Here is a 13255-nt window from a genome sequence, read left to right on the forward strand (position 1 = left end):
AGAAATTTTTTCTCATGTTTAGTTCGTTTCGAAATTACAAAAAAAATATCAAAATTTATGGAAAACCTAACTAAAACAATTGAGATAGAGTTCAGAGTTCGCTATGGTGAAACCGATCAAATGGGAGTCGTTTATCATGGTAATTATGCGCAATATTTTGAAATGGGAAGAACGGGTTGGCTTCGAGAAATGGGATTTTCATATAAAGCAATGGAGGAGAGTGGAATTATGTTGCCTGTGGTTTCGTTAAGTATAAACTACAAGAAATCAGCGCGTTACGATGATTTGATTAAAGTAAAAACAACATTGGTGAAATTGCCAACAGCTAAAATTGAGTTTAATTATGAAATTATAAATGAGAAAGGCGATATCTTAACAACTGGAAATTCTGTATTAGTCTTCATTGATGTAAATAAGAATAGACCTACAAAATGTCCTGATTATATTTTAGACAAACTGCGAAATTAATCGTTTAAATCCTTGATGTCAATTTCGTAAAGCGCGTCAAAAATTTCAAATATAGAATTGGCTTCTTTTAATCGTACCGAAATGATAATTTCACATCGTAACTCTAAGGTTTGATTTTTAATTTTTAAATTTTTTTCTTTAATAATTCGCATCACTTTGTTCATGTTTTTATAGTCAAAAATGATGCTGTATTCTACGTTTACAGTTTTGGTTAAAATTTTTGAAGCTTCTAAAGCCATTTGTGCTCCAGTTTTGTACGCGTTTATTAATCCGCCAACTCCTAATTTTGTACCTCCAAAATAGCGTACTACTATAATAAGGATATTGGTGACTTCAAAAGATTGAATTTGCCCATAAATTGGCATTCCTGCACTATTGTTTGGTTCACCATCGTCATTTGCTCTAAATACATGGTCTTTTTCTTGCATTCCAAATTGATACGCATAGCACCAATGTCTCGCTTGATGGTGTTGTTTTTTTAAGTCTTCAAGATGTTGTTTAACCTCGTCTTCATTAGATACAGGAAAGGCGTAGCCAAAAAACTTACTGTTTCGATCTTTAAAAAGAACTTCTGGAGAAGGTTTAGTTATAGTTTTGTAAATATCTGTTGTTTCCATTTATGCTAAAGTAACAATTACAATGGATATGATTGCTAATAAAATTCCTGCCCAATTTATTTTTGAGATGTTTTCCTTAAAAAATAGCAATCCTAATAGTGTTGAAATCATTACTATGGCCACATTATTAACAGTAAATAAGGTAGAGCTTTCTAAACTTTCGTGATTAAGTGCTTTTAATAAATAGTAAATAGAACCATAGTTGGTAATTCCTAATGCTATACCTCCAATTAAGGTTTTCAGCGGAAATGTAAAAGACTTCTTAATAGCTTTAAATAGTAAAATGCTGGAACCAATAACAAAAGCAAAAGCGAAAATAGTGGCAGAAAAAATAGGAATGCTATTTTCTGGCAAATAAGTGGTTTCAATATATTTTATAGACGTGTCTATGATACCAGATCCAAAAAACAAAATAATAGGAAGCCATAAGCCTTTTGTAGGATTCTCTAAGGTTCTAGATTTAACCGAACTTAAATACACCGAAACTAAAGCCAACACAATACCAATAATTTTTTGAACACCAACACTTTCATGATAAACATAAATGCCAAAAACTATTGGAATAATAACGCTCATTTTAGAAGCCACAGATGCTACAGAAAGACCTTTACGCTGCGCTGTCAAAGCCATAACGTTGAACATGGCAATAAAGAGAAAGCCTAAACCAATAGCTCCATAAATCCATTTTGATGATACAATTTGATTGACATTTATGGGTTTATCATACATTATTAACCCAAATATACATGCCGTAAAATAATTAACAACAATAGCCTGAAGCGTATTGATTTTATATTTATCAAATAATTTAAAAATGATAAATATAAACGTTGATGCCAGGATGCTTAGTAATAAATACATCAAAATAGAGTCTTATTTATAGTGAATAAATCTACTATATCTTGTGAGGTTTCGTCTATATTCCAAACCTTTATGCCAAGTTTAGATGCTGTATCTGTATTGTCTTTTGTGTCGTCGATAAAAAAGCATTCCTCAGCTTTAAGTTTGTTTTCTTTGAGTACAAACTCATAAATATCTGCATTAGGTTTTCTTAAATAAATCTCGTGAGATAGGTAAAATACATCAAAACAGGCTTTAAACTCCTCAAAGAAAGATACGTTGTTAGCTATCCAAGTCATATGTAAATCATTAGTGTTACTCAATAAAATGAGTTTATACTTTTTGTCTTTAGCGAGTTTTTTTAAGAATTCTAATCGGTTTTCAGGAAAATCTTTTAAGATGAAATTCCAGGCATCAATGATTTCCTTTTCTGATAATTTAGGAAAGTTTTCAGTGTAGAAATCAATAAATTCTTTGGTAGAAATCAAACCTTGTTCGTATAATGTATTTATCGATACGAGTTCTTCTGGTAATTCATCTACTTCAAACAATTGCAAGGCATTTGTCATTGCACCTTGCTTATCTAAATTGATAAACACATCTCCAAAATCAAATATGAGAGTTTTAATTGTTGACATATATATGTAATGTATCGTCTGTTATTTTTTGTTCTGAAATGAGCATGCCTTGAAACTTTGGCGATGTAATTCCGTTTTTAAAAGTTACTGGTCCTTTAAAAACACGAGCTTCATCCCACAAATTTTCATCAATAAAAGTTTGAAGTGTTTTTGCGCCTCCTTCAATGATGATGGAATTGATGTCGCTTTTATATAATGCATTGCAAAGTTGTTGAGCAATTTCATGTTTTTTAGACCAATCTATTTGATGATAAATACCATTGCCAAATTTAGAGTTTGGAGAGTGTACAGTCCATCCGGTTTCAGTTTTAAATGGTTTTTCAAAAGTGTCTTTATCTTCATAAAAAATGATAGTGTCTAAAGTGTCTTCAAAAACGGCATGATCATTTGAGAGTTTTAGGGCTCTATCTATAACAACCTTTATTGGGTTGTTACCAGTCCAATCTCTAACCGTTAAACTTGGGTTGTCTTCCAACACTGTATTTGTGCCAACCAAAATAGCCTGCTCTTCTGCTCGCCATTTATGTACTAATTGTCTTGAGTGTGCATTAGTGATCCAAACCGGTTTCTTTTCATCTCTTTGCGAAGGAGCAATAAAACCATTGGCAGTTTCTGCCCATTTTAATATAATATATGGACGTTTTTTGTTGTGAAACGTAAAAAAGCGTTGGTGGTGTTGTTTGCATTCTGCTTCTAAAACACCAACAGTGACGTTGCATCCAGCAGCTTTCAGTTTGGCGATGCCTTTTCCTGCTACTTCGGGATTGTCATCAACGCAACCAATAACCACATTAGCAATATTGTGCTTAATAATTAAATCACTGCAAGGTGGCGTTTTTCCGAAGTGAGAGCAAGGCTCTAATGTCACATAAAGTGTGGCATCATTAAGTAATGTTTTGTTTTCTACTGAGTTTATAGCATTAACCTCGGCATGAGGTCCACCATAAGCACTTGTGTAGCCTTCACCTATAATTGTATTATGGTGCACAATAACAGCACCTACCATTGGGTTTGGAGCAGTAGTGCCTAAACCGTTTTTGGCGATGTCAATACAGCGTTGTATGTAAATGTCGTGGGTTTTCAATACTCTAGTTTTACCATTTCAGTTTCATCAACCGCGTAGGTGTAGGAAAATCCGAATGTTTTATACACAATATCACCTTTGTATTGTACTTTGATTTCCTTTTTTAATAAACTGCTTATTAACGAGCCAATGGCATCTGTTCCTCTTAATTTCAAAATACTATCTGTACTAATATCTACTTTTAACGGAATTGTAAATTCCTTACGTGCAGGTACGTCAAAACTTTCTGAAGATAATTTTGCTAACTTAATATCATTTACAAAAATGGATATATCGTCACTTTTTAAATTACCTCCAACGTCATTTGGGTTTTCAAAAAGAGCAGTTGCTGTTAACGTAATTATTTCTGAATTAGAATCTACCACTTCGATGTTATCAATACCTTTAAAAATGGGTTTTTCTTTCACAGAGCAACTCACTAATGTGATGGTTAATGTTAATAATAAAATAAGTTTACGCATCGTCTTAAAATAGATTTATCATTATCTTCGAGCCACAAAAATAGGATAATAAGTTGAGTGAAGACGCGATAATAATTAGAGAAATTAGAGCAGAGGACAATAAGCAAATGGAAGCTGTCATAAAACGTTGTTTTGTAGATTTTAATTTGCCATTAACAGGAACTGCCTATGAAGATGCCGAAACACCGTTTATGTATGAAGCATACAAAGAGGATAAAGCTGTTTATTTTGTTGTAGCAAAAGGAACTCAAGTGTTAGGAGGTGGCGGAATTAAACAACTTAAAGATGTTGATGGTCATGTTTGTGAACTTCAAAAAATGTATTTTTCATCTTTGGTAAGAGGCAAAGGTTATGGTAAAAAACTCATAGAAAAATGTCTAATAGCTGCCAAAAAATTTGGCTATGACACCTGTTATTTAGAGACAATACCTGAGCTTAAAGCCGCCATTCATATTTATAAAACTTACGGATTTACACATAGAACAAAACCATTAGGTAATACAGGGCATTACTCATGTGGTGTTTGGATGGAGAAAACATTATGATTTTAAAAGACATACTTCATATATATCACAATGAATTAGATAATCTCTTCGGAAATGAGGAGGTCAACTCGTTTTTCAACCTATTGATTGAGCATTATCTCGATTTAAAACGTATTCATTTGGTTTTATATCCAGAATATGCCGTAACAAAAGAGGAGGAGCAACCGCTTTTTGAAGCATTGGCACAATTAAAACAGCATAAACCTATTCAATATATTATTGGAGAAACTGAATTTTACGGATTACCATTTAAGGTTAATGAGCATACCTTAATACCAAGGCCAGAAACCGAAGAACTCGTAGATTGGATAATAAATTCTCATACAGAGCACAACGAAGCATCTCAACTGAAAATCCTTGATATAGGAACAGGAACAGGATGCATTGCAATCGCTCTAGCAAAACATCTTAAAAAAGCTAAAGTTTCTGCGTTAGATGTTTCCGAAGACGCACTAAAAATCGCGAAACAAAATGCTGTATTAAATGAGGTTGACGTACATTTTATACATGATAATATTTTGAATTCACGTCATGCTAAAACCGATTTAGCTGCGGTTAATTTTGATGTCATAGTTTCAAATCCGCCATACGTTCGAAACCTAGAAAAAGTAGAAATTCAGCCAAACGTTCTCGAGAACGAACCGCATTTGGCGCTGTTTGTGGACGATGACAACCCATTGCAGTTCTACAGGGTCATTTGTGAATTCGCACGACTCAATCTCAAAGACAGCGGAACGTTGTATTTTGAAATTAATGAATATCTTGGGCAGGAGATGATTGCATTGATGAAAGAATTTAATTTTAAAGATATTGAGTTTAAAAAAGATATGTTTGGAAAGGATAGGATGATTTTTGGAAGAAAGTAGATTTTTAAGACCACCTCGCTTTCATCCCCTTTATTAAGAATTAAATATTTATTATTTCGTCATGCTGTACTTGTTTTAGTATCTCATTACAATACGTCATTCAAAGTTTTAATTTTTAAATCATCTAAGTTTTTAGCGTCGGTTTTAAATTTGATTTCAATTGTTTCGTTAGGCATTAAATCAAAAAAGTTATCACTAAAATGACCTTTAGCTTTTGTATGTAAAAAGACGTTTTTTTGTAAGGTTGTGCTTTTTAAAGTGATTGTAAATCCGTTATTGTTGTTTATAATAATTTGCTCAATTGGTGTTTTTTTGAGTTTTAAATCTTTTGGTTTTGCTAAATAGAAATAAGAAGTGTGATGATTAAAATTTGAAACTAGAACAGCGTCATTTAGATTGATATCAAGGGTTTTTAAATCTATCTTATTAACCATTGTGTTGTCTGTGCTTATGTACATAGATTCTGTTTTACTCCAAATTACTTTTCCATCAAAATTTATGATTTTCATGTGTAAAGCGCTTCCAATACCTTCAAGATTATCATTTATCATGTAAGTTTTTAGTATGTCGTTTTCAATTTCCGAAGAAATAAGAACGTTCTCAAAACTTTTTTTAGCCTGATAATGTAAGGCTTTCCAATTTCCGAAGTAATCCAAACTAGACCAAGAAACCGCTGGCCAACAATCATTAAGTTGCCAATAGAGTGTTCCCATATTGTATGGTTTTGCACGACGATGAGCTTCTATGCCCTTTGTGATACCGTAGGCTTGTAGTAACTGACTCACATAAACATAATCTTCTGCATTGTTTGGAACAGGGAAATCACGTTGCATATACTCTTCTATAAGTTCAAACCCACGAGTGTGCTTTTGGTGATTTTTAAAGCCAGGCGAAGCAATATCAATAGTGTCACTTTGGTTGATATATCTAATCGTTTCATAACTTGGCAACGACTGAAATCCAAACTCACTCATAAATCTCGGAACGTTTTTTTCTAAATGCTCAAAAGGGTAGGCGTCATGCCAAATCCACCAATCGTGAGCATCACCTTCGGTTTTATACTTTGGGTTGCCTCGCCCAAATTTTGGAGAGCTTTCCCAATACGGTATATCTGTTAATTTGGTAACTGTTTTAGGTAAAATAGAATCAAAAACTTTGAGATAGTTACTCCAAATCTCATCTTTCTCTTCAATGCTTCTGTTGGCTTGCCAGCCCCAACGATGCCAACCTTCGGAGTTTTCATTATTACCGCACCATAATGCAATTGACGCATGATTACGAAGTTGTTTTATGTTTTGCGTGGCTTCTTGTTGCACGTTTTTTAAAAAGTCATTATCTCCAGGATACATAGCGCAAGCAAACATAAAATCTTGCCAAATTAAAATGCCTTTTTCATCACATAGATCATAAAAAATATCATTTTCGTAGATGCCTCCACCCCAAACACGCAACATATTCATATTGGCATCAACAACATTATTTAATAAATTTTCATAATGCGTATTTGTCACTTGGTTTTGCATACTGTTCTGCGGAATATAATTAGCACCTTTCATATACACAGGAACCTCGTTAACTTTAAAATAAAAGGATTCTCCAACACTATCTTTTTTTGTTACGAGTTCAATAGTTCGCAACCCTTTTTTAACTGAAACGCTATCAAGAATTTTTTCGTTAGCCCTTACAACGACTTTAATATCGTACAAATAAGGTTCTCCAAGATTATGTGGCCACCAACGTTTTGGGTTTTTTATTTCAAATTGAGTTATCCATGAATAGCCTTTAAAAATGGCTTTAGAAGAATGATGAAGCGTATCATTTAAATAAACATCATATGTTAATAGTTTATCTAACTCTACATTAGAGAATTTCTTAAGTTCTAATGATAATTTGGCGTTGGAGCTATTAAGTTGTTCCTGTGTTATTTGAATTTCATTAATCTTAAAATCATTCCAAGCACTTAAAGTAATAGGTTTCCAAATACCACTTGTATTGAGTTTTGGTCCCCAATCCCAACCGTATTGAAATTGTGCTTTTCTAGTAAATATGCGATTGCCTTCGGGAAGTTGATAGTTTAATTTTGCTTGTTCTTTGTCTTCGGAAATTGAACTTTGCTCAAATACAATGCGTAAGTCATTTTGAGATTGTAATACTGATTTCACATCTACCGAAAACTCTCGAAATGCATTGTTACTTTCTAAAATCAAACTATCATTTAAAAATACCGAAGCATAAGTGTCTAGGCCTTCAAAATTGAGCTCAATGTGTTTGTTTTGTAATGTTTTTGCATCTAGCCAAAATTGTGTTTTATACTCCCAATCGGTTTTAGAAATCCATTGCAGACTATCTTCATTAGCACCAATAAAAGGATGCTCAATTAATTTATAATTCAATAAATCGGAATGTACATTTCCAGGAACTGTTGCAGGATACCAAATAGAATCTTTTACGGCTTTAAATTGCCAATTCTCGTGCAGCTCTCTAGTTGTAGGAAGATCATGCTTTTGCTGGCAATTTATTAAAGTAATTAGAAAAACTAGGTAAATACTATACTTCATCTGCTATCACTTTTAAAATGGCTTTAATTTCTTTTACACTGGAAACAGTTTGTGGTGTGTTTCCAAAATAATTTGAAGTTTCAGTAATTATTACTTTTGAAGCTGATGAATGAATTTCATCAAAACCAGCTTCTTTAAAAGCTTTAGCATTTTTCGAAGATATACCACTTCCACTTAAAATAATAATTCTATTTTTTGCTTGTTTATTTAATTCTTTTAGAGTTTTTAATCCATTAATAGCTTTATGTTGCTGTCCTGAAGTTAGAATACGTTCAACACCTAAGTCAATTAATTGCTCTAAAGCTGTATTTGTATTTGGAACCACATCAAACGCACGATGAAACGTAAAAGGTAGCGGTTTTGATAATTCTATAAGTTCTCGAGTTCGTTTTAAATCAATAGTATTATCTTCATTTAAAAGGCCCGAAACAATCCCATGACAGCCTAAATCTTTACAAATTTGTATGTCTTTTTTTATGATTTCAAATTCAGCATCTGTATAATAAAAGTTGCCACTTCGTGGTCTAATTAAAACGAAAGTTTCTATGTCTAATTCATGGATAACTTTGGTAATCAATCCGTAACTTGGAGTGGTGCCTCCAATAGAAAGTTCACTACAGAGTTCTATGCGTTTTGCTCCAGCGGTTTGAGCGTTCTTTGCAGATTGGTATGAGTTTGCGCAGATTTCTAGTATCATGGTTTAGTTTTCTATCATATCGAGCGTAATCGAGATAAGAGAATCATAGTTCTCGACTGTGCTAAAACAAACATTAATTTATAATAATCTCATCAATAAACGTCCAAGCTTTTTGTCCTGCTCCTTGTTTGTCATCAGGAATGGTTCCGTAATTTGGGATCTTTAGTTTAATATATCGTGTTTTTAATCCTTTAATTAAACCATTGTTATTGACGAATTTTGCAGTAATTAAAAGGTCATCGCTTTCAGAAAAATTAATTTTAGCACTACTACCATCATCAAAATAGGCTCTAATATTTTTTGGCGCATAAATCCATTGTCCTTGTCCGTTATAAAATCGCGTCTCAATAGAATTGATTGCCATTTCCTCACCCAAATCAATTACAATCTCTAAATCTTCTTCCCAAAATCCTAACCATTCCTTATCACCATATCGAGAATCACTTCCTGATATTCCATTTATTAAGCCTTCTGGACCGCTTCCTGAGTATGATTTATGAGGTGTTTTGTTAATAGTAATAGTTTTGCCAACTGCTTTATGATACTGTATCGTTTCAAAAAAAATAGAACCCAATCGTTTTTCTGTATCAAAAACCGCAGCTTTTATATTGGTGCTTTTAGTAATTGGGATTGGTTTTGTATATCTATGTGAAAACAAATTTACAGGACTTTCATCTAGCGTATAATAAATGGTTTTATCGTTAAATATAGTTGATAGTTTGTAGTTGTTTTTATTGTCTTCGGAAATGAGCTCGCCTTCAATCTCATATAAATGATTCGCATAATTGATGTCTAAAACATCTAAACGTGTGTTGAAATGCTCCACACGTTTTACAAAATTAGAATAGTTTTTGTTTTCGTTTTTAGACCAAACTACTTCGCTCATGGCTAGTATTCGAGGGAAAATCATGTATTCAACCTGATCTTCGGTTGGGATATATTCGGTCCATAGATTTCCTTGAGCGCCTAAAATGTATTGTTGCTCTTCTGTGGTTAATCCCGAAGGAATAGGTTTAAAATCATATACTTTTTCTAATGGTAGAAATCCGCCAATTGCAGTAGGCTCATTAGTATTTGTAGATTGGTAATAATCAAAATAGCAATGAGATGTAGGTGTCATTATCACATGATGTTTTTGTTGGGCAGCTTCTACAGCGCCTTTGGTTCCTCGCCAAGACATTACAGTGGCATTTGGAGCGAGACCTCCTTCTAAAATTTCGTCCCAACCAATAATTTGTTTGCCTTTTAAGTTGAGGTATTTTTCAATACGCGTAATAAAATAGTTTTGAAGTTCGTGCTCGTCTTTTAAGCCTTCGGTTTTAATTCGGTTTTGGCATTGCTCACAGGTTTTCCAGTTTGTTTTTGGTGCTTCATCGCCTCCAATATGGATATACTCACTTGGAAACAACGCTACAACTTCATCTAAAACGTCCTCTAAAAACTCAAAAGTTTCATCTTTAGAGCAGTAAATGTGATCAAAAACGCCCCATTTTTGTGCGACATCAATTTGTTTTCCTGTGCAACCTAAATTTGGGTATGCGCTAATTGCAGCTTGTGCGTGGCCAGGCATTTCAATTTCTGGGATAATAGTGATGTGTTGTGATTTGGCATAGGCAACAATAGCTTTAACTTGTTCTTGAGTATAAAATTCGCCATAGCGTTTGCCGTCAAATTGATGTGGTTGATCACTGTAATGGCCAATTAAAGTTTCATTTCTATAAGCAGCGATTTCTTGTAGTTTAGGATATTTTTTGATTTCAATACGCCAACCTTGATCATCTGTTAAATGCCAATGAAAGGTGTTCATTTTTAACATAGCAATGGCATCAATATATTGTTTGATAAATTCAACAGAAAATGTATGTCGAGCTACGTCTAAATGCATTCCACGATATTTAAATTGTGGAGCATCTATAATTGTAATGCATGGAATGCTAAAATTATTTTCTGCGGAAATTGAACCGTTTTCAAACTCAGCAGGTAATAATTGACGTAAGGTCTGTACGGCATAAAAAGCACCTTGATCTGTTTTTGCACTAATTATAATGTTATCGGGTTGGATGTCTAGTTTATAGCCTTCAGGGTTTTTGATGGTATCATCTAATAGCAATTGGATGTTATTATCATTTGTTATAGTTATATGGTTTTGTTGTTGTAGATATTTCCGAAGAAAATCACCAGAAATTTTAAAGGTATCGTCGTATGAGATTCCGATAGAATTTTCTAATAAGAAATACCCTTGATTAATAGTTTTGCTATTTGGGATTGGAATAATTTGCGGAATTTTGGCAGTGTACTCTTTGGATTCACAACTGTATAAAAAGCTGATAAAAACAAACAATACTAGAGTTTTTTTGATTGACATTTTACTATATTAGAGGTTTTAAAGATAACTTTTTTTACGACCATTTTAATGAGCATTCAACAAAAAATAGAAGGTCTTCGCAATGAACTTCGAGAACATAATTATAACTACTATATTTTAGATAATCCTACCATTAGTGATTACGATTTTGATATACAATTAAAGGAATTACAGGGCTTAGAAGCTGCGCATCCTGAATTTTATGATGCTAATTCACCATCATTAAGAGTGGGAGGCGAAGTGACTAAAAATTTCAATACAGTTGTTCATGAGCATCGCATGTACTCACTAGATAATTCTTATTCTAAAGAAGACTTGTTGGATTGGGAAAAGCGTATCAAGAAAATGATTGATGGTGAGGTTGGTTATACTTGTGAGCTTAAATATGATGGTGCATCAATTAGTTTAACTTATGAAAATGGAAGTTTGCTTAGAGCAGTTACACGAGGTGATGGTACGCAAGGTGATGACGTGACAGCTAACATAAAGACGATTAAATCTGTACCATTGAAATTGAAAGGCAATTTTCCGAAGAAATTTGACATTAGAGGAGAAATTGTATTGCCTTTTGAGGGTTTTAATAAAATGAATGAAGAACGGCTAGATATAGGAGAGGAGCCTTATAGAAATCCGAGAAATACAGCGTCTGGAAGTTTGAAACTGCAAGATAGTGCTGAAGTTGCTAGACGACCTCTAGAGTGTTTGTTATATAATATAACGGGTAGCAATTTAGGGTTTGACACGCAATTTGAAAGTTTAGAAAAAGCACGCCAAATGGGTTTTAAAGTGCCAAATGCGTCAAAATTAGTAACTTCTGTTGATGAAGTTTTAGAGTTTGTTGAATATTGGGATGTGCATCGTCATGACTTACCATATGAGACTGATGGTGTAGTGATTAAAGTTAATGATTTACAGCAGCAAGAAGAGTTGGGCTTTACATCAAAAGCACCACGTTGGGCAATGGCTTTTAAATTTAAAGCAGAGCAAGTGTCTACGCGTTTAAATGAGATTACATATCAAGTTGGGAGAACAGGAGCTATAACTCCAGTAGCAAACCTAGAACCTGTAGAGTTGGCAGGTACAACCGTAAAGCGAGCGTCTTTGCATAATGCAGATCAAATTGAAAAATTAGATATCAGGGAAGGTGATGAGGTGTTTGTAGAGAAAGGTGGAGAGATCATACCTAAAATAATTGCAGTTGATTTGTCAAAGCGTCCAGTGAATTCTAAACCTACACAATATATAACACATTGTCCTGAATGTGATACAGAGCTAGAGCGAACGGAAGGTGATGCTAAACATTATTGTCCTAATTATAATGGTTGTAGTGTTCAGATTATTGGGAGAATTCAGCATTATATTTCTAGAAAAGCGATGGATATTGAAGGTTTAGGAGGAGAAACGGTTGCGCTTTTAGTAAACGAAGGTTTGATTTCAAATTATAGTGATTTATATACTTTGACTAAAGAAGATGTGTTGCCATTAGAGCGTATGGCCGAGAAAAGTGCTGAGAATTTAGTGAATGGTATTGAGGCTTCAAAACAAATTCCTTTTGAACGTGTGTTATTTGCTATTGGAATTCGGTTTGTTGGTGAAACTGTCGCTAAAAAGTTAGCCAAACATTATAAAAGTATAGATGCGCTTGCTAATGCTACAATTGAAGATTTGGTGTCTGTTGATGAAATTGGTGGCCGTATTGCTGAGAGTGTTGTAGATTTCTTTTCTTCGGAAGCGAATAAGTTAAATCTTAAAAAGTTAAGAACGGTTGGAGTGCAAATGGAAATTTCTGCAGAAAAATTAGCAAACCAAACCGATTTATTAAAAGGATTATCTATTGTTGTATCTGGTGTTTTTGAAACCGTATCTAGAAATGAGTTGAAAAAAATGATAGAAGATAATGGCGGAAAAGTCTCATCTTCAATATCTTCTAAAACTAGTTATTTGGTTGCAGGTGATAAAATGGGACCTAGCAAACTTGCCAAGGCGGAAACACTGGGTGTTGCGATAATTTCGGAGCAGGAATTTTTAGAGAAATTGAAATAAAATTCTTACAAATTTGTTTATTTTATCGATTAAATGCATTATTATTCGTTAAAGTGTTGTTTTTTAGTTATTT

12 protein-coding genes are annotated in these 13255 nt (G+C 33.5%); 4 read left to right on the forward strand and 8 right to left on the reverse strand.

All coding sequences use genetic code 11. The features are described 5' to 3' along the window. The first annotated feature begins 57 nt into the window (after positions 1 to 57). Positions 58 to 468 (forward strand): acyl-CoA thioesterase, encoded by a 411-nt coding sequence (locus TD29_RS08020; protein WP_040279953.1) that lies wholly within the window; start codon positions 58 to 60, stop codon positions 466 to 468. On the opposite strand, the gene TD29_RS08025 is transcribed toward TD29_RS08020, so the two are convergent. From TD29_RS08025 to TD29_RS08045, 5 genes are read right to left on the reverse strand one after another with little or no spacing between them, the layout of a single operon-like run. Then, positions 465 to 1085 (reverse strand): IMPACT family protein, encoded by a 621-nt coding sequence (locus TD29_RS08025; RefSeq protein ID WP_040279954.1) that lies wholly within the window; start codon positions 1083 to 1085, stop codon positions 465 to 467. The two genes, TD29_RS08020 and TD29_RS08025, sit on opposite strands and share 4 nt — an antisense overlap. Beyond that, complete coding sequence (locus tag TD29_RS08030) at positions 1086 to 1946, reverse strand: DMT family transporter (RefSeq protein WP_316931852.1); 861 nt, start codon at positions 1944 to 1946, stop codon at positions 1086 to 1088. Next, entirely contained in the window at positions 1946 to 2563 is a 618-nt protein-coding gene (locus TD29_RS08035) for an HAD-IA family hydrolase (RefSeq protein WP_040279956.1), read from the reverse strand. Before TD29_RS08035 ends, TD29_RS08030 begins: the two co-directional genes overlap by 1 nt. Continuing rightward, positions 2550 to 3647, reverse strand: coding sequence for a bifunctional diaminohydroxyphosphoribosylaminopyrimidine deaminase/5-amino-6-(5-phosphoribosylamino)uracil reductase RibD (gene ribD, locus TD29_RS08040; RefSeq protein WP_040279957.1), 1098 nt, complete (start codon positions 3645 to 3647; stop codon positions 2550 to 2552). Before ribD ends, TD29_RS08035 begins: the two co-directional genes overlap by 14 nt. Then, a complete protein-coding gene (locus TD29_RS08045) occupies positions 3644 to 4108 on the reverse strand; it encodes an NDR1/HIN1-like protein (protein ID WP_040279958.1) in 465 nt (154 codons plus the stop codon). Before TD29_RS08045 ends, ribD begins: the two co-directional genes overlap by 4 nt. 53 nt (positions 4109 to 4161) lie before the next feature. Here TD29_RS08045 and TD29_RS08050 point away from each other — a divergent pair, with 53 nt between their 5' ends. Continuing rightward, a complete protein-coding gene (locus TD29_RS08050; RefSeq protein WP_040279959.1) occupies positions 4162 to 4653 on the forward strand; it encodes a GNAT family N-acetyltransferase in 492 nt (163 codons plus the stop codon). Then, on the forward strand, positions 4650 to 5519 hold the full coding sequence (prmC, locus tag TD29_RS08055; RefSeq protein WP_040279960.1) for a peptide chain release factor N(5)-glutamine methyltransferase: 870 nt from the start codon (positions 4650 to 4652) through the stop codon (positions 5517 to 5519). Before TD29_RS08050 ends, prmC begins: the two co-directional genes overlap by 4 nt. 86 nt (positions 5520 to 5605) lie before the next feature. Here prmC and TD29_RS08060 read toward each other — a convergent pair whose 3' ends face one another. From TD29_RS08060 to TD29_RS08070, 3 genes are all read right to left on the reverse strand, one after another. Continuing rightward, positions 5606 to 8077 (reverse strand): beta-mannosidase, encoded by a 2472-nt coding sequence (locus TD29_RS08060; RefSeq protein ID WP_040279961.1) that lies wholly within the window; start codon positions 8075 to 8077, stop codon positions 5606 to 5608. After that, positions 8067 to 8774 (reverse strand): copper homeostasis protein CutC, encoded by a 708-nt coding sequence (locus TD29_RS08065; RefSeq protein ID WP_040279962.1) that lies wholly within the window; start codon positions 8772 to 8774, stop codon positions 8067 to 8069. Before TD29_RS08065 ends, TD29_RS08060 begins: the two co-directional genes overlap by 11 nt. Positions 8775 to 8847: 73 nt before the next feature. Beyond that, a complete protein-coding gene (locus tag TD29_RS08070; protein WP_040279963.1) occupies positions 8848 to 11139 on the reverse strand; it encodes a beta-N-acetylhexosaminidase in 2292 nt (763 codons plus the stop codon). Between the two features lie 48 nt (positions 11140 to 11187). On the opposite strand from TD29_RS08070, the gene ligA reads away from it, so the two are divergent. After that, entirely contained in the window at positions 11188 to 13182 is a 1995-nt protein-coding gene (gene ligA, locus TD29_RS08075) for an NAD-dependent DNA ligase LigA (RefSeq protein WP_040279964.1), read from the forward strand. Positions 13183 to 13255: the final 73 nt, after the last annotated feature.

This window comes from Psychroserpens damuponensis (assembly GCF_000826655.1).
GTDB lineage: Bacteria > Bacteroidota > Bacteroidia > Flavobacteriales > Flavobacteriaceae > Psychroserpens > Psychroserpens damuponensis.